The organism is Micromonospora sp. NPDC049051, assembly GCF_043197575.1.
GTDB lineage: Bacteria > Actinomycetota > Actinomycetes > Mycobacteriales > Micromonosporaceae > Micromonospora.
This window is the reverse complement of the sequence record NZ_JBICTL010000002.1, coordinates 1-26,373: the sequence shown is the minus strand read 5'-3', so window position 1 is coordinate 26,373 and position 26,373 is coordinate 1. Positions and strand designations below refer to the sequence as shown.

Below are 26,373 nucleotides of genomic sequence, written 5' to 3'. Positions count from 1 at the left end.
ATTATGCCAGTCGATGCAATGTGCAGGGCCGGTATTACTGGGCGTGACGTATCGGCTGAAAGGTCAGTGGCCTCGGAATTTTTGGCTACCCGCCAGTCACATCCGAGCGGTTAACCTGCTTTGATTCCACGTGTAGCCGGAGTCACACCCCCGCCACCCCCACGGGAGTCGAGTCATGTCCGAGGATCCGCCGTTCACCACCGTCGATGTCTGCATCGTGGGCGGCTGCGGGCGGGTGGGGCTGCCGCTGGGCATCGCCTTCGCCTCGCGCGGCCTCTCCGTCGTGCTGTACGACATCAACGCCGACGCGGTCGACACGGTCAACGCGGCCACCCTGCCCTTCGCCGAGCCCGGCGCGGCCGACGCGCTCGCGGAGGCGGTGGCCGCCGGCCGGCTGCGGGCCAGCACCGACCCGGCCAGCGTCAGTGCCTCCGAGCATCTCGTCGTGGTCGTCGGCACCCCGGTCGACGAGCACCTCAACCCGGACCTGGGCGCGGTGCCCCGGGCCCTGGAACGCTGCGCCGAGCACCTGCGCGACGGACAGCTCGTCGTGCTGCGCAGCACCGTCTACCCCGGGGTCACCGCGCTGACCGAGAAGCTGCTCGCCGGCAAGGGCATCCGCGCCGACGTGGCGTTCTGCCCGGAGCGCATCGCCGAGGGGCGGGCGATGACGGAGCTGTTCACGCTGCCGCAGATCGTCGCCGCCCGTACGCCGGGGGCGCTGGCCCGGGCCGAGAAGTTGTTCCGGCACCTCACCACGCAGATCGTGCCCCTCGAACCCGAGGAGGCCGAGCTGGCGAAGCTGTTCACCAACACGTGGCGTTACATCAAGTTCGCCACGGCCAACCAGTTCTGGATGATGGCCAACGACTTCGGCCTGGACTTCGCCCGGATCCGGCACGCGGTGGCGTACGACTACCCGCGCGCGGCGGACCTGCCGATGCCCGGGTTCGCGGCCGGGCCGTGCCTGTTCAAGGACACCATGCAGCTGGCGGCGTTCAACCGGAACAACTTCGTGCTCGGCCACTCCGCTATGTTGATCAACGAAGGGCTGCCGCTCTACCTGGTGTCGCGCCTGGAGGACCGCTTCGACCTGTCCGAGTTGACCGTGGGCATCCTCGGCATGGCCTTCAAGGGCGGCAGCGACGACCCCCGGGAGAGCCTGGCGTACAAGCTGCGCAAGATCCTGGCGCTGAAGACCCGCGAGACGCTCTGCACGGATCCCCACGTGACCGACGAGCGGTTCGTCGACCTCGACGAGGTGCTGCGCCGGGCCGACCTGCTGGTCATCGCCGCCCCGCACGAGCAGTACGCCCGCCTGGAGACCGACAAGCCGGTCATCGACATGTGGGGCCTGACCGGGCAGGGGGTGCGGGTGTGAAGCCCCGGGTCTCGGTGATCGTGCCGGTCTACAACGAGGGCGAGGCGATCCTGCGCTGCCTGGAGCGGATGCTGCGCGAGATGCTGCTGCCCGCCGAGGTGCTGGTCGTGCACGACATGCCCGAGGACACCACCGTGCCGTACGTCGAGCAGGTCGCCCGGACGGACCCGCGGGTGCGGGCGGTGCTCAACACCTACGGTCGCGGTCCGGCCAACGCGATCCGGTTCGGCATCGACACGGCGCTCGCCCCGGTCACGGTCGTGACCATGGCCGACGGCTGTGACGATCCCCGCCAGATCGACGAGCTGGCCCGGCTGGTCGACCGGGGGGTGGTGGTCGCCGCCGCCTCCCGCTACATGCCCGGGGGCCAGCAGGTCGGCGGGCCCCGGCTGAAGCGGCTGATGTCGCGCTGGGCGGGGCGTAGCCTCTACACCTTCGCCCGCGTCGGCACCCGCGACGCCACGAACAGCTTCAAGGCGTACGACACCGAGTTCGTCCGCGAGGTGGGGATCGAGTCGCGGACGGGCTTCGAGATCGGGCTGGAGCTGACCGCCAAGGCGACCCGGCTGCGGCTGCCCGTGGCCGAGATCCCGACCATCTGGCTGGACCGGCCGCTGGGGGAGTCCCACTTCGACCTGGGTCGCTTCCTCCCCGGCTACCTGCGCTGGTACTTCTTCGCATACGGTCGACGGCTGGCACGGGAGAAACTGGCCGGGCGTAGCACCCCGACCGTGGTCGTGCCCGCCCAGCGCGACCCGCAGGACAGCACCGAGTTCGAACAGACCGCATAGGAGCGCACGTGGCGAAGGTCCTGGTAACTGGCTCGGCCGGCTTCATCGGCGGCTACCTCGTCTCCGAGTTGTTGGACCGGGGCCACGAGGTCGTCGGTGTGGACGACTTCTCCAAGTACGGCCCGGTCACCCACAGCTACGACCAGCACCCCCGGTTCCGGTTCGTCGAGGGCGACGCCCGGGACGTGGACCTGCTCACCGGGCTGCTCGACGGCTGCGACCACCTGGTCGCCGGTGCGGCGATGATCGGCGGCATCTCCTACTTCCACGCGTACGCCTACGACCTGCTCGCCACGAACGAGCGGATCATGGCGGCCACCTGCGACGCGGCGATCCGCGCCCACCGTGACGGCCGACTGGCGAAGGTCACCTACCTCTCCTCCTCGATGGTCTTCGAGTCCACCGAGCACTGGCCCAGCCGGGAGGGCGACGAGCGCCGCATCCCGCCGCCGCTGTCGTCGTACGGGTTCCAGAAGCTGGCCGTGGAGTACTACGCCCGGGCCGCCTGGGAGCAGTACCAGCTGCCGTACACGATCGTGCGGCCGTTCAACTGCGTCGGCGTGGGGGAGGGGCGGGCGCTGGGGCAGGCCGAGGTGCTCTCCGGCAATGTCAAGCTGGCCATGTCACACGTCGTGCCCGACCTGGTGCAGAAGATCGTGAAGGGGCAGGATCCGCTGCACATCCTCGGCGAGGGCAACCAGGTGCGCCACTACACCTACGGCGGCGACCTGGCCCGGGGCATCGCCACGGCGATGGAGCACCCGGCGGCGCACAACGAGGACTTCAACCTCTCCACCGCCGAGTCGACCACGGTCCTGGAGCTGGCCGAGCTGATCTGGCGCAAGATCAAGGGCGCGGACGTGCCGTTCCGGTACGTCTCCGACGAGCCCTACCAGTACGACGTGCAGAAGCGGGTGCCGGACGTGACCAAGTCCCGTGAGGTGCTGGGCTTCACGGCGAGCACCTCGCTGGACGAGATGCTCGACGAGGTGATCCCGTGGGTGACCCGCGCGGTCGAGGAGGGCCGCCTCTGAGCGGTTGCCGCCGGTTCGAGGCCCGTGTCGCGGTGCTGCGGCGCGGGCCTTCGCGTGACGTGGGTCACGTCTCTCATCGCCATGCGGTCGACTGCATGAACTTGCAGAGGGAAGTCGATCGTTGCTAGGCTCCCTGCATAGTCATGCGGAGGTGGGAATGAGTATCCGGGTTGCGGTCGCCGGTGCGAGCGGCTACGCGGGGGGTGAGTTGATCCGCCTGGTCGCCGGGCACCCGGAGTTCGACCTCGTCGCCGCCACCGCACACAGCCAGGCCGGGCACCGCCTCGACGTCGTACACCCGCAGCTCGCCGGCCTGGACATGGTGCTCGGCGAGACGGACGCGGCGACGCTGGCCGACGCGGACCTGGTCTTCCTGGCCCTGCCGCACGGCCAGTCGGCGGCCCTGGCCGCCCAGCTGCCGCCCGAGGTGCGCGTGGTCGACCTCGGCGCGGACCACCGCCTCGCCGACCCGTACGCCTGGGCCAACTACTACGGCGGCACGCACGCCGGGCCGTGGACCTACGGGCTGCCCGAGCTGCCGGGCCAGCGGGAGCTGATCGCCGGTGCCACGCGGGTCGCCAACACGGGCTGCTACGCCGCCGCGATCATCCTGGCCCTCGCCCCGCTGGTCGCCGCCGGCGCCGCCTCCCCGGCCGACGTGGTGGTCGTCGCCGCGTCCGGCACCTCCGGCGCCGGCAAGGCGGCCAAGGCGCACCTGCTCGGCAGCGAGGTGATGGGCGACCTGTCGTCCTACCGCGTCGGCACCCACCAGCACGTACCGGAGATCAAGCAGGCCACCGGCGCGACCGGCCTGTCGCTCACGCCGGTGCTCGCGCCGATGCCCCGGGGCATCCTCGCCACCGTGACGGCCGTGCCGGCCCGGGGCGTGGACCCGCGCGCGGTGCTCGCCGAGGCGTACGCCCACGCGCCCTTCGTGCACGTCCTGCCCGAGGGGGCCTGGCCGCACACCGCCGCCACCCTCGGCTCCAACTCGTGTCATCTCCAGGCGACGGTCGACGTCGACTCCCGGCGGATGATCGTGCTCAGCGCACTGGACAACCTCGGCAAGGGCGCCGCCGGCCAGGCCGTGCAGAACGCCAACATCATGTGTGGCCTGCCGGAGACGACGGGCCTGTCCGTCTGGGGGGTAGCACCATGACTGTCACGACTCCGCGGGGGTTCCGGGCGGCCGGGGTGGCCGCCGGGCTCAAGGCCAGCGGCGCGAGCGACGTCGCGCTGGTCGTCAACGACGGCCCGGACGCCGGGGTCGCCGGCGTGTTCACCGCCAACCGGGTCAAGGCCGCGCCGGTGCTCTGGACCCAGCAGGTGGTGCGCGCCGGCGTCGCCCGCGCCGTCGTACTCAACTCGGGTGGCGCCAACGCGTGCACGGGGCCGGCCGGTTTCCAGGACACCCACGCGACCGCCGAGCACACCGCCGCCGCGCTCAGCTCGGCCAGCGCGCGGTTGATGCTCGGCGCCGCCGACGTGGCGGTCTGCTCGACCGGCCTGATCGGCGAGCGGCTGCCGATGGAGAAGCTGCTTCCGGGCGTACGGTCGGCGATCCGTCAGCTGTCGCGCGACGGTGGCCCGGCCGCCGCCGAGGCCATCATGACCACGGACACCCGGCCCAAGACCACGGTGGCCCGGGGCAGCGGCTGGACCGTCGGCGGCATGGCCAAGGGCGCGGGCATGCTCGCCCCGGCGATGGCCACCATGCTCTGCGTGCTGACCACCGACGCGGTGGCCGGGCCGGAGGAGCTCGACGCCGCCCTGCGGGAGGCGTGCCGGGTCACCTTCGACCGGATCGACTCCGACGGCTGCATGTCGACCAACGACACCGTGCTGCTGCTGGCCAGCGGTGCGAGCGGCATCGCGCCGACCGCCGCCGAGCTGACGGCCGCCGTCACCGCCGCCGCCCACGACCTGGCCCAGCAGCTCATCGCCGACGCCGAGGGCGCCACCAAGCAGATCGCCATCGACGTGGTCGGCGCGGCCAGCGAGGACGACGCGGTCGAGGTGGGCCGGTCGGTGGCCCGCAACAACCTGGTCAAGACCGCGCTGTTCGGCAACGACCCGAACTGGGGGCGGATCCTCGCCGCCGTCGGCACCACCGCCGCCGCGTTCGAGCCCGACGGGGTCGACGTCGCGGTCAACGGGGTCTGGGTGTGCCGCTCCGGCGCCGCCGCCGAGGACCGGTCGAAGGTCGACCTGACGGGACGGGACGTCACCATCCGGATCGACCTGCACGCCGGCGCCGCCGAGGCCACCGTCTGGACCAACGACCTTTCCCACGCGTACGTGCACGAGAACTCGGCCTACTCGACATGAGCCTCTCCACCGATCTCGCCCGCGCCCAGGCCAAGGCGGCCACGCTGATCGAGGCGCTGCCCTGGCTGGCCCGCTTCTCCGGCTCGACCGTCGTGGTCAAGTACGGCGGCAACGCCATGGTCGACCCCAAGCTCCAGCGGGCCTTCGCCGCCGACATGGTCTTCCTGCGGTACGCCGGACTGAAGCCGGTCGTGGTGCACGGCGGCGGGCCGCAGATCTCCGCCATGCTCGGCCGGCTGGGCATCGCCAGCGAGTTCCGGGGCGGCCTGCGGGTCACCACCCCGGAGGCGATGGACGTGGTCCGGATGGTCCTGGTCGGCCAGGTGGGGCGGGAACTCGTCGGCCTGATCAACGCTCACGGGCCGTTCGCGGTGGGCCTGTCCGGCGAGGACGGTGGGCTGTTCACCGCCGTGCGGCGGCCCGCGTACGTGGACGGGGAGCCGGTCGACGTCGGGCAGGTCGGCGACGTCGAGTCGGTCGACGTCTCGGCGGTCACCGACCTGATCGCGGCCGGCCGCATCCCGGTCATCTCCACCGTGGCGCCCGACGCCGACGGGGTGCTGCACAACCTGAACGCCGACACCGCCGCCGCCGCGCTCGCCGTCGCCCTCGACGCCCGCAAGCTGGTCGTCCTCACCGACGTGCCGGGCCTGTACGCCGACTGGCCGGACACGAGCAGCCTGGTCAGCGAGATCACCGCCGACGAGCTGGCGGAGCTGCTGCCGTCGCTGGAGAGCGGCATGGTGCCCAAGATGGAGGCCTGCCTGCGGGCGGTGCGCCAGGGGGTGCCGGCCGCGCACGTCGTGGACGGCCGGGTCGCCCACTCCACGCTGCTGGAGGTCTTCACGTCGGAAGGATTCGGCACCATGGTCATCCCCACGAGAACCCCCTCCACGAGCCCCGCAGTCGTCAACCAGGAAGGCACGGTCGCCGGATGAGTACGCTCGTCGAGCGCTGGTCCCAGTCCATGATGGACAATTACGGCACGCCGCCGCTCGCTCTCGTCTCCGGCTCCGGTGCCGTCGTGGTCGACGAGGCCGGCCGGGAGTACGTCGACTTCGTCGGCGGCATCGCCGTCAACGCCCTCGGTCACGCCCACCCGGCCGTGGTGGCCGCCGTGTCGAAGCAGGTCGCCACCCTCGGGCACGTCTCCAACCTCTACGTCGCCGAACCCCCGGTGGCCCTGGCCGAGCTGCTGCTGGCCCTGGCCGGGCGGCCGGGACGGGTCTTCTTCGCCAACTCGGGCGCAGAGGCCAACGAGGCCGCGTTCAAGCTCTCCCGGCTCACCGGCCGTACGCACGTGGTCGCCACCCGGGGCGGCTTCCACGGGCGCACGATGGGCGCGCTCGCCCTCACCGGTCAGCCGGCCAAGGCCGATCCGTTCCGCCCGCTGCCCGGCGAGGTGACCCACGTCGACTACGGCGACGTGGCCGCGCTGGAGGCGGCGGTCACCGACGCCACCGCGATGGTGATCATCGAGCCGATCCAGGGCGAGAACGGCGTGGTGGTCCCGCCGGCCGGCTACCTGGCCGCCGCGCGCCGGATCACCGCCCGGCACGGCGCGCTGCTGGTGCTCGACGAGGTGCAGACGGGCGTCGGGCGTACCGGGCACTGGTTCGCCCACCAGGCCGAGGGGGTCGAGCCCGATGTGGTGACCCTGGCCAAGGGGCTGGGCGGTGGGCTGCCCGTCGGCGCCTGCCTGGCCTTCGGGCGGGCCGCCGAGTTGCTCGCCCCGGGTTCGCACGGCACCACCTTCGGCGGCAACCCGGTGAGCTGCGCCGCCGCCCTCGCCGTGGTGTCCACCATCGCCAGCGAGGGGCTGCTCGACCACGTCAAGCGGATCGGGGAGCGGCTGCGCCGGGGGATCGAGGGGCTCGGCCATCCGCTGGTCGACGGCGTACGCGGCGCGGGCCTGCTGCTCGGCGTGGTGCTCGCCGCGCCCGTCTCGAAGGTCCTCGCCGAGGCGCTGCGGGAGGCCGGTTTCCTGGTCAACCCGGTGCAGCCGGGCGTGGTGCGGCTCGCCCCGCCGCTGATCCTCACCGCCGCCCAGGCCGACGACTTCGTGGCCGCTCTCTCGGCCGCCCTCGACGCGACGTCCCCGGCCGCCGCCGGTGCCGCCGGTGCCGCGCCGGATCCTGGTACGAAACGGCCCTTGGAGGGGCCGGAACCTACCAAGATCTCCACGTCGCCCGCCGTGGACGCCGCGTCCGCGTCCAGCGGGGCGTTGCCGAGTGTTACGGAGGCGAGCGCGTGATCCGGCACTTCCTGCGCGACGACGACCTGACCCCCGCCGAGCAGTCGGCCGTGCTCGACCTCGCGGCGCGGATGAAGGCCGACCGGTTCGGCCACCGGCCGCTGGCCGGACCCCGGTCCGTGGCGGTGCTGTTCGACAAGCAGAGCCTGCGTACGCGCTTCTCGTTCGACGTCGGCATCGCCGAGTTGGGTGGGCACCCCCTCGTGGTGGACACCCAGGTCACCCACTTCGGGCGGGGCGAGACCCTCGCCGACGCCGGCCGGGTGCTGTCCCGCTACGTCGCGGCGATCGTGCTGCGTACCCACGGCGACGACCGGCTCGCCGAGGTCGTCGACGGCGCCTCCGTGCCGGTGGTCAACGCGCTCACCGACGGCTTCCACCCCTGCCAGCTCCTGGCCGACCTGCTCACCGTCCGCGAGCACTGCGGCGGCACCGCCGGCCGGACGCTGGCGTACGTCGGCGACGCCGCGAACAACATGGCGCACTCGTACCTGCTCGCCGGGGCGACCGCCGGCCTGCACGTACGGGTCGCCGGGCCGGCCGGCTTCGGCCCCGACCCGGAGGTGGTCGCCCGGGCCGCCAAGATCGCCGCAGGTACCGGGGGCTCGGTGCAGGCGTTGACCGACCCGGTGGCGGCGGTGGCCGGCGCCGACGTGGTCGCCACGGACACCTGGACCTCGATGGGGCACGAGGAGGACGGGCTGGACCGGATCACCCCGTTCCTGCCGTACCAGGTCAACGCCGCGCTGCTCGGCCACGCCGCGCCCGACGCCGTCGTGCTGCACTGCCTGCCCGCGCACCGGGGCGAGGAGATCACCGACGAGGTGCTCGACGGCCCGCAGAGCGTCGTGTTCGACCAGGCGGAGAATCGGCTGCACGCCCAGAAGGCGCTGCTGACGTTCCTCCTCGGGGCCGCACCCGCCGTCCCGGACGCGGCGGCGCCGGGCGTCGCCGCGACCAGGGAGACATGATGACCGCCCCGCTGACCCGCGCCGCCCGGCACGCCCGCATCGTCGAACTGATCCGCGACAGGGCGATCCATTCGCAGACCGAGCTGGCCGACCTGCTCTCCGGCGACGGCATCCAGGTCACCCAGGCCACCCTCTCCCGCGACCTCAAGGAGTTGGGCGCGGTCACGGCGCGCGGCGGCGACGGGCGGGCCTGCTACCTGATCCCCGAGGACGGGCACCGGCCGCTGCGCGACGCCGAGACGGCCCCGGCCCGACTGATCCGCCTGCTGCGCGAGCTGCTCAACGGGGTCGACGCCAGCGGCAACATCGCCGTGTTGCGTACCCCGCCGGGCGCGGCCCACTACCTGGCCAGCGCGTTGGACCGAGCGGGTCTGCCCGAGGTCGTCGGCACCATCGCCGGCGACGACACCATCCTCGTCGTGACCCGCGAGGCCGTCGGCGGGGCCGCGTTCGGCGACAAACTCACCGCCTGGGCCCGCCGGGAAGAGAACGCTGAAGGGAACACCACACCATGACCGAGCGGGTCGTACTCGCCTACTCCGGAGGGCTCGACACCTCCGTCGCCATCCCGTACCTGGCCGAGCAGACCGGCGCCGAGGTGATCGCGGTGGCGGTCGACGTCGGGCAGGGCGGCGAGAACCTCGACGCGATCCGGCGGCGCGCCCTGGACTGCGGCGCGGTCGAGTCGGAGGTGGTCGACGCGCGCGACGAGTTCGCCGCCGGGTACTGCCTGCCGGCCATCCGCGCGAACGCGCTCTACATGGACCGCTACCCGCTGGTCTCCGCGCTGTCCCGGCCGCTGATCGTCAAGCACCTGGTGGCCGCGGCCCGCAAGCACGGCGGCACCATCGTGTCGCACGGCTGCACCGGCAAGGGCAACGACCAGGTCCGCTTCGAGGTCGGCCTGGGCGCGCTCGCGCCCGACCTGAAGATCGTCGCGCCGGCCCGGGACTACGCCTGGACCCGGGACAAGGCGATCGCCTTCGCCGAGGAGAAGGGGCTGCCGATCGACGTGTCGGCGAAGTCGCCGTACTCCGTCGACCAGAACCTGTTCGGGCGCGCCGTCGAGACGGGCTTCCTGGAGGACATCTGGAACGCCCCCGTCGAGGACCTCTACTCGTACACCGCCGACCCGGCGCAGGAGCGCGACGCCGACGAGGTCACCATCACCTTCGACGCCGGCGTGCCCGTGGCGGTCGACGGCGAGACCGTCACCCCGTACCAGGCGATCCTGGAGCTCAACCGGCGCGCGGGCGCGCAGGGCGTGGGCCGGCTCGACATGGTCGAGGACCGCCTCGTCGGCATCAAGAGCCGCGAGGTGTACGAGGCGCCCGGCGCCATCGCGCTGATCACCGCCCACCAGGAGTTGGAGGCGGTGACCGTGGAGCGGGACCTGGCCCGGTTCAAGCGCGGCGTCGACCAACGTTGGGGCGAGCTGGTCTACGACGGACTCTGGTTCTCCCCGCTGAAGAACGCGCTGGACGCGTTCATCGACGACGCGCAGCGGCACGTCACCGGCGAGGTACGGCTGAGCCTGCACGGCGGCCGGGCCACCGTCACCGGGCGGCGCTCCGAGGCCAGCCTCTACGACTTCGGCATGGCCACCTACGACACCGGCGACACCTTCGACCAGTCCCTGGCGAAGGGCTTCGTGCAGCTATGGGGCCTGCCCAGCAAGATGGCCGCCGCCCGGGACGCCCGGTTGGGAGGCTGAGGACCGTGACGACCAGAATGGGCGACGTGGACGACAAGAGCCTGACCGAGAACAGCGCCGCGACCAACCGCACCAGCCTGTGGGGTGGCCGGTTCGCCGGCGGCCCCGCCGAGGCACTGGCCCGGCTGTCGGTGAGCGTGCAGTTCGACTGGCGGCTGGCCCCGTACGACATCGCGGCGTCCCGGGCCCACGCCCGGGTGCTCGCCGTGGCCGGCCTGCTCGACCCGGACGAACTGGGCCGCATCCTCGCAGCCCTGGACGACCTGGAGGCGGCCTGCGCCTCCGGGCAGTTCCGTCCCACGGTCGACGACGAGGACGTGCACACCGCCCTGGAACGGGGGCTGCTGGAGCGGCTCGGCAGCCTCGGCGGCAAGCTGCGCGCCGGCCGGTCGCGCAACGACCAGGTCGCCACCGACCTGCGACTCTACCTGCGCGACCACGCCCGGGGCGTGGCCGGCCGGCTGGTCGAGCTGGCCGAGGCCCTCGTCGAGCAGGCCGAACGGCACGTGGAGACCGCCGCGCCCGGCATGACGCACCTGCAGCACGCCCAGCCGGTCACCTTCGGGCACTGGCTGCTGGCCCACGTGCAGCCGCTGCTGCGCGACCTGGAGCGGCTGCGTGACTGGGACGACCGGGCGGCGGTCAGCCCGCTCGGCGCGGGCGCGCTGGCCGGCTCCGGCCTGCCGCTGGACCCGGTGGCCGTCTCGAAGGAGCTGGGCTTCCGCACGTCCTTCGCCAACTCGATGGACGCCGTCGCCGACCGGGACTTCGTCGCCGAGTTCCTCTTCGTCACCGCGATGACCGGGGTGCACCTGTCCCGCCTCGGCGAGGAGGTGGTGCTCTGGACGTCGCAGGAGTTCGGCTGGGTGGAGCTGGACGACGCGTTCGCCACCGGCTCGTCGATCATGCCGCAGAAGAAGAACGCGGACATCGCCGAGCTGGCCCGGGGCAAGTCCGGCCGGCTCGTCGGCGGGCTGATGAGCGTGCTGACCATGCTCAAGGGCCTGCCGATGACGTACGACCGGGACATGCAGGAGGACAAGGAGCCGGCCTTCGACGCGGTCGACACCCTGGAGCTGCTGCTGCCGGCGCTCGCGGGGATGATCTCCACGATGACCGTACGCGCCGACCGCCTCGTGGCCGCCGCCCCGGTCGGGTTCTCGCTCGCCACCGAGGTCGCCGACTGGCTGGTCCGGCGCAACGTGCCGTTCCGCGACGCCCACGAGATCACCGGGCGGCTGGTGGCGCTCTGCGTGGCCCGCGACTGCGCCCTCGACGAGGTCAGCGACGACGACCTCGCGGCGGTCAGCGAGCATCTCGACCCGTCGGTGCGTGACGTGCTCTCGGTCCGCTCGGCGCTCGCCGCCCGCACCACGCCCGGCTCGACCGGCCCGGGGCCGGTCGCCGACCAGCTCGCCACCGCCGCCGACAAGCTCGCCGGCTGGCGGGAGTGGGCCGCCGAGCGGGTCGTTCCCCGCTGAGTCGCCGACCCCGCGCGGCCGCCACGGAGGCCGCGCGGGGTTCAGCCCGTCGGGCGCTCCCGCTTCGGCAGCTTGGCCACCACCGCGTCGTACGAGGCGTCGACCGCCTCGATCAGCTCCTCGTCGTCGATCCCGCCGGCCAGGCGCAGCGTGTTCCAGCCGGAGCGCCCGATGTACGGCGATGCCCGCGCGTCGCCCGGGTGCCGGTGCAGCCACTCGTCGGCGATCTCCCGGGTCGGCCCGCACTTCACGCCGACCGTCGGGTCGTCGGCGCCGGAGGAGCCCAGGAAGGCGAAGATCCGGCTGCCGACCTTCACCACCTCGTCGCCCTCCCACGGCTGGTCCAGCCGGGCGCCCGGCTTCCCCAGGCAGTACGCCAGCATCTCCTCGCGCGTCATCGCGTCCTCCTCGGCACCGCTTTCGGGCCCAGTCTGGACCATCGGCGGCGTCAGTCGGTGGTGGCGGTGCGGGCGGAGAGTCGTTCGTAGCGCTGCTTGGCGGCCTGCGCGCTGCCCAGCCCCAGCCCGTACGCGATCTGCTGCCAGGTCAGTCCACGGGCGCGGGCCAGCGTCAGCAGTCCCGCCTCCATCGTGTCGACCTCGGCCCGCAGGTGCGGGACGAGGGTGAGCGCCGCGACGAGGTCCGCGTCGTCGGCGGGTTCCTCGCCGGGCTCGACCTCGGCCCCGCCGGCGGCCAGGGCGGTGACCAGCGCGACCGCCTCGTACGTGTCCGGCAGGTAGGGGTTGGTGTGCCGGCGACGGCGGGCCTCGGTGTCGGCGTGCCGGTCGGCGATCCGACGCAGGGCCGCGTAGGTGCGGTGCGCCCGGGACGCCCCGGCGTCGGGGGCGGTGAAGGAGTCCGTCATGCCGCCACTCCAACACATCAACGATATGTTGTCAACGAAACGTTGATGGGCTGACGGGCGTCGGCCGTCCGGGGCGGATAGGGTCGGTGCCGTGGTGGCGTACTCCCCGCGCCGCCCCGCCGATCTCGCGGGGCTGGCCGACCTGCTCGCCGGCCCGGTGGTGCCGGCCGCCCGGGGCCTGCTCGGCTGCCGGCTGACCGCCGGCGACGTGACGGTCCGGATCACCGAGGTCGAGGCGTACGCCGGGACGGCCGGCGACCCCGCGTCGCACGCGCACCGGGGCCGCACCCCGCGCAACGCCGTCATGTTCGGCCCGGCCGGGCACGCCTACGTCTACTTCACCTACGGCATGCACTGGTGCATGAACGTGGTCACGGGCGTCGACGGGGAGGCCTCGGCGGTGCTGCTGCGTGCCGGCGAGGTGGTCGACGGCGTCGAGACGGCCCGGGCGAGGCGCCCCGCCGTACGCCGGGACGTCGATCTCGCGCGCGGGCCCGCCCGGCTCTGCGCGGCCCTGGGCATCGACAGGAGCGCCTACGGCCGCTGGCTGCTCGGCGACGGTCCGGTCCGGCTGCGCCCGGCGGACGTGCCGGTGCCCGAACAGGCGGTCGTGGCCGGGCCCCGGGTCGGTGTGACCGGCGCGCACGACGTGCCGTGGCGGTTCTGGATCGCCGACGAGCCGACGGTCAGCGCCTACCGCCGGCACGTGCCCCGCAGCCGCTGACCTGCCCGGCGGCGACCGCCGTGGGGCGACGCGGGCGGCGTGACGGCGGCCACCGGGGGTGCCGCGGATGGCGGAATAGTTGACTCGTCAAATATGTTGTGCCGTGCGTCCGGGCGCCGCAGCGGCCCCGGCCAGGGACGAACGCGAGGAGCTGGTCATGCAGTTCGGAGTCTTCACCGTCGGCGACGTCACGGTCGACCCGACCACCGGTCGCGAGCCGACCGAGCATGAGCGGATCAAGGCGATGGTCGCCATCGCGCTGAAGGCCGAGGAGGTCGGCCTGGACGTCTTCGCCACCGGCGAGCACCACAACCCGCCGTTCGTGCCGTCGTCGCCCACCACCATGCTGGGCTTCATCGCGGCCCGTACCGAGCGCCTGCTGCTCTCCACCTCCACCACGCTGATCACCACCAACGACCCGGTGAAGATCGCCGAGGACTACGCGATGCTCCAGCATCTCGCCGACGGCCGGGTGGACCTGATGATGGGGCGCGGCAACACCGGGCCGGTCTACCCGTGGTTCGGCCAGGACATCCGCAACGGCATCCCCCTGGCCATCGAGAACTACGACCTGCTGCACCGGCTCTGGCGCGAGGACGTCGTCGACTGGAAGGGGCGTTTCCGCACCCCGTTGCAGTCGTTCACCTCGACGCCGCGCCCGCTCGACGGCGTGCCGCCGTTCGTCTGGCACGGCTCGATCCGCAGCCCCGAGATCGCCGAGCAGGCGGCCTACTACGGCGACGGCTTCTTCGCCAACCACATCTTCTGGCCGAAGGAGCACACCCAGCGGATGGTGGGGCTCTACCGGCAGCGCTTCGCCCACTACGGCCACGGCTCCGCCGACCAGGCCATCGTGGGCCTCGGCGGGCAGGTGTTCATGCGGCGCAACTCGCAGGACGCGGTGCGCGAGTTCCGGCCCTACTTCGACAACGCGCCCGTCTACGGGCACGGCCCGTCGCTGGAGGAGTTCACCGCGCAGACCCCGCTGACCGTGGGCAGCCCGCAGCAGGTTATCGACCGCACGCTGGGCTTCCGCGAGTACGTCGGCGACTACCAGCGCCAGCTGTTCCTGATGGACCACGCCGGCCTGCCGCTGAAGACCGTGCTGGAGCAGCTCGACCTGCTCGGCGAGGAGGTCGTGCCCGTGCTGCGCAAGGAGTTCGAGTCGCTGCGTCCGGCGCACGTGCCCGCCGCGCCCACCCACGCGTCCCTGCGCGACGCCGCACGCCCGGACGCCGGCCGGGACGCCGGGGACCGGGCCGGGACGGAGACGGGCCGATGACCCGCCGCACGCTCGCCGTGGTGTCGGCCGGGCTGGGGCAGCCCTCGTCGACCCGGCTGCTCGCCGACCAGCTCGCCGTGGCCACCCGCGACGAGCTGGCCCGGCGCGGCGACGACGTCGACGTACGCACCGTCGAGCTGCGCGAGCACGCCCACGACGTCGTCAACCACCTGCTGACCGGCTTCCCGTCGCCCGCCCTGCGGGAGGTGCTCGACACGGTCACCGGCGCGGACGGGCTGATCGCCGTCACGCCGATCTTCCACGCCTCGTACAACGGGCTGTTCAAGTCGTTCTTCGACCTGGTCGAACCCGGCGCGCTGGCGGACCGGCCGGTGCTGGCCGGCGCCACCGGCGGAACGGCACGGCACTCGCTGGCGCTGGAACACGCCGTCCGGCCGATGTTCGCCCACCTGCGGTCGATCGTGGTGCCCACCGCCGTCTTCGCCGCCCCGGAGGACTGGGCCGCCGGGGCCGCCGACGGCGCGCTGCGGGCGCGGATCGTCCGCGCCGGCCGCGAGCTGGCCGAGCAGATCCACCGGCGGCCGGCGTCCACCGGCCCCGCCGACCCGTTCGCCCTCACCACCAGCTTCGACGAACTGCTCGGCGGCCGGGACCGCTGAGCGCCGCCGACCCGCCGACCCCGCTCCGGGGCCGGCGGGTCGAGGGCACGTCAGCGGGCGTGACCGTACGGGCGGGCCACCAGCACCGGGCAGTGCGCGTGCTGCACGAGGGTCTGGCTGACCGAGCCGAGCAGCAGCCCGGTGAACCCGCCCCGGCCCCGGGAGCCGACCACCACCAGCGCCGCGCCCCCGCTGGCCTCGACGAGCGCCTGCTCGGCCTTCGGCGCCCGGAGCAACCGCTCCTCGACGGCCAACCCCGGGTGGCTGCCCCGCACGGCCGCCGCGGCGGTGGCGAGCAGCTCGGCGGACTCCGCGTCCACGGCGGCCTGCTCCCGGTTCACCTCGCCCGCCGCGGTGCCGTCCCCGTCCGGCGGCTGGACGTGCACCAGCACCAGCCCGTCGCCGCGACGGGCCGCCTCGTCGGCCGCGTACCCGACCGCCAGTTCGGCGGTCTCCGAGCCGTCCACCCCGACCAGCACCGGCCCGGCGACCGGGATCGGCTCCTCGACGGGACGCACCACCAGGACCGGGCAGTGCGCGTGGGCGGCCACCTGCGTGCCGACCGAGCCGAGCAGCAGCCCGGCGAAGCCGCCCAGCCCCCGGCTGCCCACCACCACCAGCTCGGCCCGCCGGGACTCCTCGACCAGCGTCGCACCGGGCCCGCCGGCCACCTGACGCGCCTCGACGGTCAGCCCCGGGCAGCGCCCGGCGAGGTCGGCGGCCGTGCGTTCCAACATCTTCTGCGCCTCCTCGGTCGGCGCCGGCAGTCCCAGGTCGTACGGGTTGATCGGCACGCCGTAACCGAGCGGGTGCAGGTAGCCGTGCACGAGGTGCAGGGGACGGGATCGCAGCAGGGCGGCCCGGGCGGCGTGCTCCGCCGCCAGCAGGCTCGCCGGTGATCCGTCCACCCCCACCACCACGGGTCGGTTCATCAGCCCTCCCTCACGTCGATCCGGTCATTGTCGAGGCGGCACCGGCCACCGGCCGGCATTTACACGGACGCCGTCGCGTCGGTCGGGGGAGCGACCGGCGCGACGGCGTCGCGGTGCGGTGACCGGGTCAGGACGCGTCGTCCCGCTTCGGCTGCCGCACGATCACCAGCGGGCAGTGCGCGTGGTGCAGTACCGCGTGGCTGACCGAGCCGAGCAGCAGCCCGCCGAGCGCGCCCCGACCGCGCGCCCCCACGACCACCAGCTGGGCCTTCTTCGACTCCTCGACCAGCACCCCGCCGGGCGAGCCCCGGACCAGCCGGTGCTGCACCGGCACGTCGGGATAGCGCTCGGCGAAGCCGGCGACGGACTCCGCCAGGACACGCTCCTCCTCGGCGGCGAACGCGTCCAGGTCGTACACCAGGGGCAGGATGTCGCCCGGACCGACCGGGGCGGGGAAGAGCCAGGCCTGCACCGCGACCAGCGGGGCGCCCCGACGGCTGGCCTCCTCGAACGCGAACGCGACGGCCTCGCGGGAACACTCCGAGCCGTCGACGCCCACCACGATCGGGCCGTCGGCGCGCTGCTCGCCGCGCACCACGAGGACGGGCACCTGCGCGTGGGCGGAGACCTGCACGGTGACGGAGCCGAGCAGCAGCCCGGCGAAGCCGCCCAGGCCCCGGTGGCCCAGCACCAGCAGGGCGGCGTCCCGGGACTGCGCGAGCAGGACGGGGGTGGCGGCGCCGTCGACCACCACGCCGGTCACCGGCACGTCCGGGGCGATCTTGGTGGCCTCGGCGATCGCCTCGGCGACGTACCGCTCGGCCTGGTTGCGCAGGCCGGCGCCGGCCGGTGCGCCCTCGGCGGCGCCGAGCGGGGCGCGTGTCAGGGGCCAGATGAAGGCGTGCACGATCCGCAGCGGGCGCTGCCGCTCGGCCGCCTCCCGCGCCGCCTCCCGGACCGCGTCGAGCGCGGCGGCCGAACCGTCCACTCCTACCACGACGGGGGCACCGGTGTTGATGGCCATCGAATCCTCCTTCTGTCCGTCTCCAGCCTGCTCCTTCGGAACGCTACCGGTCAGAGGCGGTCGTCCTGATCATCGGGACCTTCGTCCCGGCTCGCCGACCTGCGGGTCACCGGCCGGGCCGGCGCTTCCCGCCTCGTGCCGGGCGGGCCGGCGGGCCAACCGCAGCACCAGCCCGGGCAGCACGCTGACGGCGGCGCAGGCCAGCAGCTCCACCACGCCGAGCGGCTCCGTGCCGAGCAGCTCCCGCAGCGGGGGCAGCAGCACCCCGGCGACCTGGAGCAGCGCGGAGACCGCCACCGCGACCGGCAGCGCCAGGTTGCCGCGCCGGGCGCCGGGCGGTCGCGGCGCGCGGACCGCGAGCGCCACCCCGAGCTGGGCGAGGCCGAGCACCACGAAGACCACCGACTGCCAGGGCCGGTCCCAGTGCGCGGCGAGCACCCCGGCGCCGAGCACCACGGCGGCGATCAACGTGCCGGTGACCAGTACGTCCCGGCCCAGGCCGGCCCCGAGCACCGACTCGGACGGGGAACGGGGCGCCCGACGCAGCGTGCCCGGCTCCGCCGGCTCCGCGCCCAGCGCCACCCCCGGCACGCCGTGGGTGAGCAGGTTCACCCAGAGGATCTGCGCCGGCAGCAGCGGCACGGCCAGCCCGAACAGCGGACCGAGCAGCATCACGGCGATCTCGGCCGCCCCGCCCGAGAGCGCGTAGCGCAGGAAGCGCCGGATGTTGTCGTAGATGCGCCGGCCCTCACCGATCGCCGCGGCCACCGTGGACAGGTCGTCGTCGACGAGCACCAGGTCCGCCGCCTGCCGGGCGACCTCCGTGCCGCCGCCCATCGCCACCCCGATGTCGGCCCGGCGCAGCGCCGGAGCGTCGTTCACGCCGTCGCCGGTCATCGCCACCACGTGCCCCCGCGACTGGAGACCGGCGATGATGTCGAGCTTCTGCTCCGGCTGGGTACGCGCGAACACCCGCGCCCGCGGATGCGCCCGCGCCGGATCGCCGTCGTCCCCGCGTACCACCGGGTCGCCCTCGCGCCAGATCCCCAGCTGGCCGCCGATCGACGCGGCGGTCGCGGGGTGGTCGCCGGTGACCAGCACCAGCCGGACCCCGGCGTCGTCGAAGCTGCCCGCGATGTCGGCCGCGCCCGGGCGCAGCGGGTCGCCGACGGCGACCAGCCCCACGGGCCGCAGCCCGACCGGCCGGGCGGGATCGGCCGGCGGGGCGTCCACCACGGCGGACGCGACCGCCAGCACCCGCAGCCCCTCGCCGGCCAGCCGGTGCGCGGCGGCGGTCAACTCCGCGACCTCCTCAGGGGAGGCGTCGAGCAGCGGCGCGGCCAGCACGCTCTCCGGCGCGCCCTTGCACACCACCAGGTAGCGCCGGTCGCAGGAGCGGTGCACCGTGGTCATCCGGCGCAGCTCCTGGTCGAACGGGTGCTCCGCGACCCGCGGCCACGCCACGCGGGTGCGTTCCGGATCGAGCCCGCACCGCGCGGCGAAGGCCACCAGCGCCGCCTCCAGCGGGTCGCCGACCGCCCCCCACTCCGGCCGCTCGCCGGTGGGCGGCGCCAGGGCCGCGTCGTTGCAGAGCAGCCCGGCCCGCGCCAGGCGGCGCAGCTCCTCCGGTACGGCCACCGGCTCGCCCTGCCGGTGCACCGCGCCGTGCGGGGCGTAGCCGCTGCCGGTGACGCCGTAGCGGGAACCGTCGCCGGTGACGGCGTGCTGCACCGCCATCCGGCCCTCGGTCAGCGTGCCGGTCTTGTCCGAGGCGATGACGGTCACGGAGCCGAGGGTCTCCACCGCGTGCAGCCGGCGGGGGATGGCCCGCGCCCCGGCCATCCGCCGGGCACCCAGGGCGAGGGCGAGGGTGACGACCGCCGGCAGCGACTCGGGCACGGCCGCCACCACGAGACTCACCGCGGTGACCGCCATGTCGACCACCGGCCGCCCGCCGACGACGCCGATGACGAAGACCAACCCCGAGAGCACCACGGCGGCGAAACCGAGCATCCGGCCGAGCCCGGCGAGGCGGCGCTGCAACGGGGTGGCGGCGGGCCGGGTGGCCGCCACCAGGGCGGTGATCCGGCCGAGCGCGCTCGCGGCACCCGTGCGTACCACGGTGCCGGTGGCCCGCCCGGTGGTGACCACCGTCCCCGCGCTGGCCTCCTCGCCCACCGCCCTCGCCACCGGCACCGACTCGCCGGTCAACGCCGACTCGTCGACGCTCAGCCTGGCCGTCTCGGCCAGCAGCAGGTCGGCGGGGACCACGTCGCCGGCCTCGACCCGCACCAGGTCACCGCGGACGAGGTCGGCGGCGGGCAGGACGACGTCCCGGCCGTCCCGCACGACCCGGGCCGTGGGCGCGGCGAGCTGGTCCAACGCGGCGATCGCCCGGTCGGCACGGACCTCCTGCACCACGCCGATGGCGGTGTTCACCAGCACCACCAGCACGATCACGGCGGTGTCCGGGTAGTCGCGCAGCACGGCGGTGACCACGGCGGCGGCCAGCAGCAACGCCACCAGCGGGTCGGTGAGCTGATGCAGGATCCGGCCGCCCAGGTGGCGGCGGGCCGGCGCGACCGCCGCGTTCGGCCCGTCCGCGCGTAACCGGGCCGCGGCCTCCGCCGAACGGAGCCCCGCCGGGGGCCTGGTCGAGACGTCAGTGGACACCGGTACGCCCCCGTGGCCGTTCTGCGGACCGTCCCACATCACCCTCCGCCCTGCCGTGGCGCCGTCGCCGCGTACGTCCCGATGCCACCCTCGTCCCACCCGGGGACACCCGCCAGGGCAGTTCCGCCCGCGACACCAGGGACCAACGGCCCTGCCGCCCACGCCCCGAGGTGCGGTGTGATGGGAGCCGGGACGACCCGTCGCAGGCACCCGGTCACCGCCGGCCCGACCCGACGAAAGGGGCACCGCATGACCACCCTGGACGTGCTGCGCGCGCATCCGTTCCTCGCCGGGCTGCCCGAGCCGTGGCTGCCCCGGCTCGCCGGTCACGCCCGGCCGGTGGTCTGGCATCCCGGGTACCGGCTGTTCCGGGCCGACCGGCCGGCCGAGCGCTTCTGGCTGGTGCGTACCGGCCGGGTGGCGCTCGACTTCGCGGTGCCGGGCCGGGGCGACGTGGAGATCGAGACGATCGGCCCGGGCGGGGTGCTGGGCTGGTCGTGGCTGTTCCCGCCGTACCGCTGGCAGTTCGGGGCGGTGGCCGCGCAGCGCACCACGGCGGTGGAGTTCAGCGCCGAGGGCGTACGCCGGCTGATGGAGTCCGACGACGCGCTCGGCCGGCAGCTCACCACCCGCTTCATGAGCGTGGTGGTGGACCGGCTGCACGCGGCCCGGGGCCGGCTGCTCGACCTCTACGGCTACCCGGTGGCCGCTCCGCCCGCCGGCTGACCGCGTGGACGCCGGCCGTCAGCCGGCGCCGATCGGCCGGCCGCGCACCACCAGTTCGTCGACCTCCAGCCTGCCGATGCGCAGCTCCCGGATCACGGCCCGGCGGATCGCCAGCCGCCCGATCGCCAGCGCCCCGACGGCGACGGCACCGCAGGCCAGCGCGCCCACCGCCAGCGCCCCGATCGACGCCGCGCCCGCCGCCCGCGCGCCCGTCGCCACCGCGCCGGTGGCGCTCGCCCCGGCCACCCGCGCCATGCGTACGTCTCGTCCCATCCGGCCATTGTCCGCGCACCACGGCTCGCCGGCCCGGGACTTCGCGTACCGCCCGGGACCCGGACCTGTCGGTGCTCGCCCCTATCCTCGGGCCATGAACGCCGACCTGCGCCTGCGTGCCGTGCGCGACGACGACCTGCCCCACTTCTTCGCCCACGAGCAGGACGCGGAGGCCAACTGGATGGCCGCCTTCGGGCCAAAGGATCCGACCGACCGCGAGCGCTTCGACGCGCACTGGCGCCGGGTGCGCGCCGACGAGCGCATCGTCGCCCGCACGGTGGTCGTCGACGGCGAGGTCGTCGGCCACGTCGTCGCCTTCCCCGTCGACGACCGCACCGAGGTCAGCTACTGGATGGACCCGCGACGCTGGGGCCGGGGCTACGCCACCGCGGCGCTCGCCGCGCTGATGCGCGAGCTGCCCCGGCGGCCCCTGCACGCCCGCGCGGCCAAGGACAACAAGGCCTCGCTCGCCGTGCTGCGCAAGTGCGGCTTCGTCGTCACCGGCGAGGACAAGGGGTACGCCGACGGCCGGGGCACCGAGGTGGAGGAGTGGGTGCTGGAGCTCGCCGGAGACTGACCGCCGCCGCCCGCCGGGGCGTCGCGTCCGGGCGACCACTACTCTCGCGGCGTGAACTGGCTGGAACTGATCGGCTGGACAGGCTCGGCGCTGCTGGTCTGGTCGCTGCTGCAGACGCGCATCCTCCGGCTGCGTGCCCTGAACCTGGTCGGCTGCCTGATCCTGATCGGATACAACGCGGCCGTCCAGGTCTGGCCCATGGTCGGGCTGAACGTCGTGCTCGCCGTGATCAACGTCTGGTACCTGCGGTCCATGCTCGCCACCCGCCACGACGAGGCCACCTACCAGGTGGTCGAGGTCGGGGTCGACGACCAGTTCCTGGCCCACACGCTGAATGTGCACGCCGCCGACATCGCCCGGTTCAACCCCGGCTTCCGCTGGCCCCCCGGCACCGCTGCCGAACGCTCCGCGTTCCTGGTCGTCCGCGCCGACGAGGTGGTCGGCGTGGTGCTGTCGCACGCCGAGGCGGACGGCGTGGCGCAGGTCGACCTCGACTACGTCACCCGGCGCTTCCGCGACTTCACGCCGGGTGAGTTCGTCTACCGGCGCAGCACGCTCTTCACCGACCGGGGCTTCCGCCGGGTGATCACCCCGCCCGGCATGGTCGCCCCGTACTACCACCGGCTCGGCTTCCGCCCCGAGGGCCGTTCGTACGTCCTCGACCTGCCCGCTTCGCCGGTCGCCACGTAGTACTACGGCAGGTGCCCGCCTCGCCCGCCGGGCAGGCCTGATCACAACCCGGTCCGATTGAGGATTCGCCGGCCGGTCCGGTGGGCACAGACTGGCCTACGCCGGCCGCAGCCTTCGGCCGGCGGTGCCCGTCGTGCCGGCGGGCACCTGTCCCGTGTGAGGAGAGCCGGGCGTGCAGAGCATCTGGACCCAACTGGCCCTGGTCGGTGTCCTGGTCATCCTCAACGCGGTCTTCGCCGGCAGCGAGATGGCACTGGTCTCGCTGCGGGACAGCCAGATCCAGCGGCTGGAACGCACCAGCCGGGCCGGTCGGGTGCTGGCCCGTCTCGCCAAGGACCCGAACCGTTTCCTGGCCACCATCCAGATCGGGATCACCCTCGCCGGCTTCCTGGCCTCGGCCGCGGCGGCGGTGTCGCTGGCCAAGCCGCTCGTGCCGCTGCTCAGCCCGCTCGGCGGTGCCGCCGAGACCGTCGCGATCGTGGTGGTCACCCTCGCGTTGACCTTCGTCACCCTGGTCTTCGGCGAACTGGCCCCGAAACGGATCGCCATGCAGGCCGCGGAACGGTGGGCGCTGCTGGTGGCCCGCCCGCTCGACCTGCTGGCCTCCGTGACCCGACCGGCCGTCTGGGCCCTCGGCGCCACCAGCGACCTGGTGGTACGCCTCGTCGGGCTGAACCCGAAGCACGAGCCCGACGAGATCGGCCCCGACGAGCTGCGGGACATCGTCTCCGGCAACCACGGCTTCACCAAGGAACAGCGGACGATCATCGCGGGCGCCGTCGAGATCGCCGACCGGCAGCTGCGGGCGGTGCTCGTACCCCGGTTGCAGGTCTTCACGCTCGACAGCGGCACCACGGCGGAGGCCGCGCGGCTGCTGCTGGCCGCGACCGGCCACTCCCGGGCGCCGGTGGTCCGGCACGGGGGGCTCGACGACGCGGTCGGCGTGATCCACCTGCGTGACCTCGTCGGGGTGCCCGACGACCGACCGGTCGACGAGTGCGCCCGCCCGCCGATGCTGCTGCCGGACTCGCTGCCGGTGGTGGACGCGCTGCGGCAGTTCAAGGCCGAACGCCAGCACATCGCCCTGGTGGTGGACGAGCGGGGCGCGGTCGACGGGATCGTCACCCTGGAGGACATCCTCGAGGAGATCGTCGGGGAGATCTACGACGAGACCGACCGGGACGTGCTCTCCGTACGCACCGAGCCGGACGGCACCCTGCTGCTGCCCGGCACCTTCCCCGTGCACGACCTCACCGACCTCGGCGTCGAGCTGCCCGGCCGACCCGGCGGCGACTACACCACCATCGCGGGCCTCGTGCTCGCCTCCCTCGGTCACATCCCCACCGTGGCGGGCGAGAGCGTCGTCGTGGACGGCTGGGAGCTCGAGGTGACCCGCATCGCCCACCGCGCCATCGCCGGGGTCCGGCTGCGCCGGCGGGCCGAGTCGGAGACCGACGACGCCGAGGCCGTGCTGGACGAGGCCCGGAGCTGAACGCGCTGCCCGTCGCCGTCCTCGCCCGGCCGGCCGTCAGTCCGAGTAGAGGTTCTGCAACCGCACCTGGCCGCGGGCCACGAGCCGGGCGTCGGCGTCCGTGATCTCGACCTGCCAGAGCTGCTGACTGCGCCCCCGGTGCACGGGCGTCCCCACGGCGGTCAGTTCGCCGTCGCGTACCGCGCGGAGGAAGTCGGTCTGGTTCGACACGCCCACGACGCGTCCCCGCCCGGCCAGCCAGAGCGACCCGCCGATGCTGGCGGCCGTCTCGACCACCGAGCAGTACACGCCGCCGTGCTGGATCCCGAACGGTTGGTGCAGCTCGGGGCGGACCTGCCACCGGATGACCACCCGGTCCTCGCCCACCTCGTCGAGCTTGAGCCCGAGCAGGGCGACGAAGCCGCCCGTCAGATCCGGCATCTCCACGGCGTTCTCCTCCTTGATCAGGGCGCGGCCAGCCTACGCGTCCGACCAGGCGACAAACCCGGTACGGTCCTTCCCCGGTCATGGGGGAGAATCGGTGACCGTGACCGACAGCAGCCTCCCGCCGCCCGGGCGGTACTCCCTGACCGACGACCTGCGATGGCGGGGCCTGATCCAGGACTCCACCGGCCTCGACGAGCTGCGCGCGCTGCTCGACGGCGAAACCGCCGCCTACTATGTGGGCTTCGACCCGACGGCGCCGAGCCTGCACGTCGGCCACCTCGTGCAGGTCGCCACGGCACGTCGTCTCCAGCTCGCCGGACACCGGCCGGTGCTGCTCGTCGGCGGCGCCACCGGGCAGATCGGCGACCCGAAGGAGAGCGCCGAGCGGACCCTCAACTCACCCGAGGTGGTCGCCGGCTGGGTGGCCCGCATCCGCGACCAGCTCGCGCCCTTCGTCTCGTACGAGGGGGAGAACGCCGCGCAGTTGGTCAACAACCTGGACTGGACCGGCGAGATGTCGGTGGTCGAGTTCCTCCGCGACGTCGGCAAGCACTTCCCGGTCAACAAGATGCTGGCTCGCGAGGTGGTGAAGGCGCGGCTGGAGACCGGCATCAGCTTCACCGAGTTCAGCTACCAGCTGCTCCAGGCGAACGACTTCTTCGAGCTGCACCGCCGCCACGGCTGCCAGCTCCAGTTCGGCGGCTCGGACCAGTGGGGCAACATCACCGCCGGCGTCGACTACATCCGTCGCCGCGGCGCCGGCCCGGTGCAGGCGTTCACCACGCCCCTGGTGACCAAGTCCGACGGCACGAAGTTCGGCAAGACCGAGGGCGGCGCGATCTGGCTGGACCCCGAGATGACCAGCCCGTACGCGTTCTACCAGTTCTGGGTCAACGTCGACGACCGGGACGTGGGCCGCTACCTGCGGTACTTCAGCTTCCGCTCGCGCGAGGAGCTGGAGGCGTTGGAGCAGGAGACCGTCGAGCGGCCGGCGGCCCGGGCGGCGCAGCGGGCGCTCGCCGAGGAGCTGACCACGCTGGTGCACGGCGAGCGGGAGATGGCGCAGGTCGTCGCCGCCAGCCAGGCGCTCTTTGGCCGGGGCTCGCTGGACGAGCTCGCGCCGGCGACGCTGCGGGCCGCGCTGAGCGAGGCCGGTCTCGTGCACGTCGACGAGCTGCCCGACGTCGCAGGGCTGCTGCGCGACTCCGGGCTGGTGCCGAGCCTGAAGGAGGCGCGTCGGGTGATCGCCGAGGGCGGCGCCTACGTGAACAACACCCGGATCACCGAGACCGACGCCACGGTGGGCCGTGACGATCTGCTGCACGGCCGCTACCTGGTGCTGCGCCGCGGCAAGCGGTCGTTCGCCGGGGTCGAGCTGCGCGGCTGAGCGTACGAACCCGTGTGACGCGGGACGCCCCCGGCGGATTTGACGACCGATCAGCCGGGGGCGTAACTTTCTCTCTGCCAGCGCGGAAGGGACGAACGGGGCGATTGCTCCGGGAGGCCGGGCGCGGCGGACGGACTTCGGGCCGGGAGCGGTTGTGCTCATCGGTTTCCGGGCCGGGCGGTGCCCCGGATTCGCTGCGAGGCGGATTTGGCGAGGCGGAACCGACCGGGTATGGTTCATCGCTGGTAGGGAGCCGGGCGAGTTCGCGGGAGACTGCGGCGGCCGGTCTACCGGAAGCCTTGTGGAGAGCGGCGGAAGCCGCTGCCGCTTGGCGCCCGCAAATGGGTTGAAGTGGTGCGGATCGCTGCAGAGCGGTTTGACACGGCGGAAATCGGTGGGTAGCGTAGTAAAAGTGCCTGGCGCGAGAGCGGCGGGGATGGTGAACGAAATGCCCCGGGTCGGGGGCTCCACGGTGTGGGGTTTCTGGGCGGTGTGTGGTTGTTCTTTGAGAACTCAACAGGGTGCTTGATAAGCCAGTGCCAAATTGTTTATACCCCGGACTGGTGAACCTTTACAGGTTTGTTGGTCTTGGATTCCTTTGGCAACACTTTTTGTTGCCGGGATGACTGTTCGACAAGTTTTTGTTGGAGAGTTTGATCCTGGCTCAGGACGAACGCTGGCGGCGTGCTTAACACATGCAAGTCGAGCGGAAAGGCCCTTCGGGGTAC

Annotated in this window: 26 protein-coding genes and 1 rRNA gene; 20 read left to right on the top strand and 7 right to left on the bottom strand. The window is 73.4% G+C overall.

The window, feature by feature from the left end:
* The first annotated feature begins 175 nt into the window (after positions 1–175).
* The 11 genes from ACGFIR_RS07415 (at position 176) to argH (ending at position 11,954) form a co-directional block, all read left to right on the top strand.
* Positions 176–1,381, top strand: a complete 1,206-nt coding sequence (locus ACGFIR_RS07415; RefSeq protein ID WP_393005669.1) for a nucleotide sugar dehydrogenase — start codon at positions 176–178, stop codon at positions 1,379–1,381.
* A complete protein-coding gene (locus ACGFIR_RS07410) occupies positions 1,378–2,172 on the top strand; it encodes a glycosyltransferase family 2 protein (protein WP_393143799.1) in 795 nt (264 codons plus the stop codon). Before ACGFIR_RS07415 ends, ACGFIR_RS07410 begins: the two co-directional genes overlap by 4 nt.
* An 8-nt stretch (positions 2,173–2,180) precedes the next feature.
* Entirely contained in the window at positions 2,181–3,206 is a 1,026-nt protein-coding gene (locus ACGFIR_RS07405) for an NAD-dependent epimerase/dehydratase family protein (RefSeq protein WP_393005665.1), read from the top strand.
* A 157-nt stretch (positions 3,207–3,363) separates the two neighbouring features.
* Positions 3,364–4,365, top strand: a complete 1,002-nt coding sequence (gene argC, locus ACGFIR_RS07400; RefSeq protein ID WP_393005663.1) for an N-acetyl-gamma-glutamyl-phosphate reductase — start codon at positions 3,364–3,366, stop codon at positions 4,363–4,365.
* The gene (gene argJ / locus ACGFIR_RS07395; protein WP_393005661.1) at positions 4,362–5,534 is read left to right on the top strand and encodes a bifunctional glutamate N-acetyltransferase/amino-acid acetyltransferase ArgJ; all 1,173 of its coding nucleotides are present in this window, start codon (positions 4,362–4,364) and stop codon (positions 5,532–5,534) included. The genes argC and argJ overlap by 4 nt, the downstream gene beginning before the upstream one ends.
* The gene (gene argB, locus ACGFIR_RS07390; RefSeq protein WP_393005659.1) at positions 5,531–6,472 is read left to right on the top strand and encodes an acetylglutamate kinase; all 942 of its coding nucleotides are present in this window, start codon (positions 5,531–5,533) and stop codon (positions 6,470–6,472) included. Before argJ ends, argB begins: the two co-directional genes overlap by 4 nt.
* Positions 6,469–7,788: an acetylornithine transaminase gene (locus tag ACGFIR_RS07385; protein ID WP_393005657.1), complete on the top strand. Its 1,320-nt coding sequence runs from the start codon at positions 6,469–6,471 to the stop codon at positions 7,786–7,788. The genes argB and ACGFIR_RS07385 overlap by 4 nt, the downstream gene beginning before the upstream one ends.
* Positions 7,785–8,759, top strand: coding sequence for an ornithine carbamoyltransferase (gene argF / locus ACGFIR_RS07380; protein ID WP_393005655.1), 975 nt, complete (start codon positions 7,785–7,787; stop codon positions 8,757–8,759). The genes ACGFIR_RS07385 and argF overlap by 4 nt, the downstream gene beginning before the upstream one ends.
* Positions 8,759–9,274 (top strand): arginine repressor, encoded by a 516-nt coding sequence (locus tag ACGFIR_RS07375; protein ID WP_393005653.1) that lies wholly within the window; start codon positions 8,759–8,761, stop codon positions 9,272–9,274. Before argF ends, ACGFIR_RS07375 begins: the two co-directional genes overlap by 1 nt.
* The gene (locus ACGFIR_RS07370) at positions 9,271–10,473 is read left to right on the top strand and encodes an argininosuccinate synthase (protein ID WP_393005651.1); all 1,203 of its coding nucleotides are present in this window, start codon (positions 9,271–9,273) and stop codon (positions 10,471–10,473) included. Before ACGFIR_RS07375 ends, ACGFIR_RS07370 begins: the two co-directional genes overlap by 4 nt.
* A gap of 17 nt (positions 10,474–10,490) precedes the next feature.
* Positions 10,491–11,954: an argininosuccinate lyase gene (argH, locus tag ACGFIR_RS07365; RefSeq protein WP_393144686.1), complete on the top strand. Its 1,464-nt coding sequence runs from the start codon at positions 10,491–10,493 to the stop codon at positions 11,952–11,954.
* Positions 11,955–11,995: 41 nt separating this feature from the next.
* Here the strand turns inward: argH and ACGFIR_RS07360 are convergent, their stop codons facing one another.
* Both ACGFIR_RS07360 and ACGFIR_RS07355 read right to left on the bottom strand, forming a co-directional pair.
* A complete protein-coding gene (locus ACGFIR_RS07360) occupies positions 11,996–12,352 on the bottom strand; it encodes an MmcQ/YjbR family DNA-binding protein (protein WP_393005649.1) in 357 nt (118 codons plus the stop codon).
* Positions 12,353–12,402: 50 nt separating this feature from the next.
* Complete coding sequence (locus ACGFIR_RS07355; RefSeq protein ID WP_393005647.1) at positions 12,403–12,819, bottom strand: DNA-binding protein; 417 nt, start codon at positions 12,817–12,819, stop codon at positions 12,403–12,405.
* 91 nt (positions 12,820–12,910) lie between these two features.
* Between ACGFIR_RS07355 and ACGFIR_RS07350 the strand changes: the two genes are divergently transcribed.
* The 3 genes from ACGFIR_RS07350 (at position 12,911) to ACGFIR_RS07340 (ending at position 15,445) form a co-directional block, all read left to right on the top strand.
* Complete coding sequence (locus tag ACGFIR_RS07350; protein WP_393005645.1) at positions 12,911–13,543, top strand: DNA-3-methyladenine glycosylase; 633 nt, start codon at positions 12,911–12,913, stop codon at positions 13,541–13,543.
* 157 nt (positions 13,544–13,700) lie between these two features.
* Positions 13,701–14,825 (top strand): LLM class flavin-dependent oxidoreductase, encoded by a 1,125-nt coding sequence (locus ACGFIR_RS07345; RefSeq protein ID WP_393005643.1) that lies wholly within the window; start codon positions 13,701–13,703, stop codon positions 14,823–14,825.
* Positions 14,822–15,445, top strand: a complete 624-nt coding sequence (locus ACGFIR_RS07340; RefSeq protein ID WP_393005641.1) for an FMN reductase — start codon at positions 14,822–14,824, stop codon at positions 15,443–15,445. Before ACGFIR_RS07345 ends, ACGFIR_RS07340 begins: the two co-directional genes overlap by 4 nt.
* 50 nt (positions 15,446–15,495) lie before the next feature.
* Here the strand turns inward: ACGFIR_RS07340 and ACGFIR_RS07335 are convergent, their stop codons facing one another.
* From ACGFIR_RS07335 to ACGFIR_RS07325, 3 genes are all read right to left on the bottom strand, one after another.
* Entirely contained in the window at positions 15,496–16,377 is an 882-nt protein-coding gene (locus ACGFIR_RS07335; RefSeq protein ID WP_393005639.1) for a universal stress protein, read from the bottom strand.
* Between the two features lie 127 nt (positions 16,378–16,504).
* Positions 16,505–17,401 carry a universal stress protein gene (locus tag ACGFIR_RS07330; protein WP_393143797.1) on the bottom strand — a complete coding sequence of 299 codons (897 nt, stop codon included), beginning with the start codon at positions 17,399–17,401 and terminating at the stop codon, positions 16,505–16,507.
* 69 nt (positions 17,402–17,470) lie between these two features.
* A complete protein-coding gene (locus ACGFIR_RS07325) occupies positions 17,471–20,113 on the bottom strand; it encodes a cation-translocating P-type ATPase (protein ID WP_393143795.1) in 2,643 nt (880 codons plus the stop codon).
* A gap of 210 nt (positions 20,114–20,323) precedes the next feature.
* On the opposite strand from ACGFIR_RS07325, the gene ACGFIR_RS07320 reads away from it, so the two are divergent.
* A complete protein-coding gene (locus ACGFIR_RS07320; RefSeq protein ID WP_393005633.1) occupies positions 20,324–20,800 on the top strand; it encodes a cyclic nucleotide-binding domain-containing protein in 477 nt (158 codons plus the stop codon).
* 18 nt (positions 20,801–20,818) lie between these two features.
* Here ACGFIR_RS07320 and ACGFIR_RS07315 read toward each other — a convergent pair whose 3' ends face one another.
* Positions 20,819–21,073 (bottom strand): hypothetical protein, encoded by a 255-nt coding sequence (locus ACGFIR_RS07315; RefSeq protein ID WP_393143793.1) that lies wholly within the window; start codon positions 21,071–21,073, stop codon positions 20,819–20,821.
* A 94-nt stretch (positions 21,074–21,167) separates the two neighbouring features.
* Here ACGFIR_RS07315 and ACGFIR_RS07310 point away from each other — a divergent pair, with 94 nt between their 5' ends.
* From ACGFIR_RS07310 to ACGFIR_RS07300, 3 genes are all read left to right on the top strand, one after another.
* Positions 21,168–21,650: a GNAT family N-acetyltransferase gene (locus ACGFIR_RS07310; protein ID WP_393005629.1), complete on the top strand. Its 483-nt coding sequence runs from the start codon at positions 21,168–21,170 to the stop codon at positions 21,648–21,650.
* A 51-nt stretch (positions 21,651–21,701) separates the two neighbouring features.
* Positions 21,702–22,340, top strand: coding sequence for a hypothetical protein (locus ACGFIR_RS07305; protein WP_393143791.1), 639 nt, complete (start codon positions 21,702–21,704; stop codon positions 22,338–22,340).
* A 172-nt stretch (positions 22,341–22,512) separates the two neighbouring features.
* Positions 22,513–23,832: a hemolysin family protein gene (locus ACGFIR_RS07300; RefSeq protein ID WP_393005625.1), complete on the top strand. Its 1,320-nt coding sequence runs from the start codon at positions 22,513–22,515 to the stop codon at positions 23,830–23,832.
* Positions 23,833–23,868: 36 nt separating this feature from the next.
* On the opposite strand, the gene ACGFIR_RS07295 is transcribed toward ACGFIR_RS07300, so the two are convergent.
* Positions 23,869–24,252, bottom strand: coding sequence for a PaaI family thioesterase (locus tag ACGFIR_RS07295; RefSeq protein WP_393006294.1), 384 nt, complete (start codon positions 24,250–24,252; stop codon positions 23,869–23,871).
* Positions 24,253–24,358: 106 nt separating this feature from the next.
* On the opposite strand from ACGFIR_RS07295, the gene tyrS reads away from it, so the two are divergent.
* Together tyrS and ACGFIR_RS07285 are read left to right on the top strand one after the other, a co-directional pair.
* Positions 24,359–25,645, top strand: a complete 1,287-nt coding sequence (gene tyrS, locus ACGFIR_RS07290; protein ID WP_393006292.1) for a tyrosine--tRNA ligase — start codon at positions 24,359–24,361, stop codon at positions 25,643–25,645.
* A gap of 641 nt (positions 25,646–26,286) precedes the next feature.
* Positions 26,287–26,373: ribosomal RNA gene (locus ACGFIR_RS07285) — 16S ribosomal RNA — on the top strand; the annotation flags it as partial.

Bases quoted from the DNA above. Each gene is read 5' to 3' on its own strand.
- ACGFIR_RS07415 (WP_393005669.1), top strand. From the start codon at position 176: ATGTCCGAGGATCCGCCGTTCACCACCGTCGATGTCTGCATCGTGGGC.
- argC (WP_393005663.1), top strand. From the start codon at position 3,364: ATGAGTATCCGGGTTGCGGTCGCCGGTGCGAGCGGCTACGCGGGGGGT.
- argJ (WP_393005661.1), top strand. From the start codon at position 4,362: ATGACTGTCACGACTCCGCGGGGGTTCCGGGCGGCCGGGGTGGCCGCC.
- argB (WP_393005659.1), top strand. From the start codon at position 5,531: ATGAGCCTCTCCACCGATCTCGCCCGCGCCCAGGCCAAGGCGGCCACG.
- ACGFIR_RS07385 (WP_393005657.1), top strand. From the start codon at position 6,469: ATGAGTACGCTCGTCGAGCGCTGGTCCCAGTCCATGATGGACAATTAC.
- ACGFIR_RS07375 (WP_393005653.1), top strand. From the start codon at position 8,759: ATGACCGCCCCGCTGACCCGCGCCGCCCGGCACGCCCGCATCGTCGAA.
- ACGFIR_RS07370 (WP_393005651.1), top strand. From the start codon at position 9,271: ATGACCGAGCGGGTCGTACTCGCCTACTCCGGAGGGCTCGACACCTCC.
- argH (WP_393144686.1), top strand. From the start codon at position 10,491: ATGGGCGACGTGGACGACAAGAGCCTGACCGAGAACAGCGCCGCGACC.
- ACGFIR_RS07360 (WP_393005649.1), bottom strand. From the start codon at position 12,352: ATGACGCGCGAGGAGATGCTGGCGTACTGCCTGGGGAAGCCGGGCGCC.
- ACGFIR_RS07355 (WP_393005647.1), bottom strand. From the start codon at position 12,819: ATGACGGACTCCTTCACCGCCCCCGACGCCGGGGCGTCCCGGGCGCAC.
- ACGFIR_RS07345 (WP_393005643.1), top strand. From the start codon at position 13,701: ATGCAGTTCGGAGTCTTCACCGTCGGCGACGTCACGGTCGACCCGACC.
- ACGFIR_RS07340 (WP_393005641.1), top strand. From the start codon at position 14,822: ATGACCCGCCGCACGCTCGCCGTGGTGTCGGCCGGGCTGGGGCAGCCC.
- ACGFIR_RS07335 (WP_393005639.1), bottom strand. From the start codon at position 16,377: ATGAACCGACCCGTGGTGGTGGGGGTGGACGGATCACCGGCGAGCCTG.
- ACGFIR_RS07330 (WP_393143797.1), bottom strand. From the start codon at position 17,401: ATGGCCATCAACACCGGTGCCCCCGTCGTGGTAGGAGTGGACGGTTCG.
- ACGFIR_RS07325 (WP_393143795.1), bottom strand. From the start codon at position 20,113: ATGTGGGACGGTCCGCAGAACGGCCACGGGGGCGTACCGGTGTCCACT.
- ACGFIR_RS07320 (WP_393005633.1), top strand. From the start codon at position 20,324: ATGACCACCCTGGACGTGCTGCGCGCGCATCCGTTCCTCGCCGGGCTG.
- ACGFIR_RS07315 (WP_393143793.1), bottom strand. From the start codon at position 21,073: ATGGGACGAGACGTACGCATGGCGCGGGTGGCCGGGGCGAGCGCCACC.
- ACGFIR_RS07310 (WP_393005629.1), top strand. From the start codon at position 21,168: ATGAACGCCGACCTGCGCCTGCGTGCCGTGCGCGACGACGACCTGCCC.
- ACGFIR_RS07295 (WP_393006294.1), bottom strand. From the start codon at position 24,252: ATGCCGGATCTGACGGGCGGCTTCGTCGCCCTGCTCGGGCTCAAGCTC.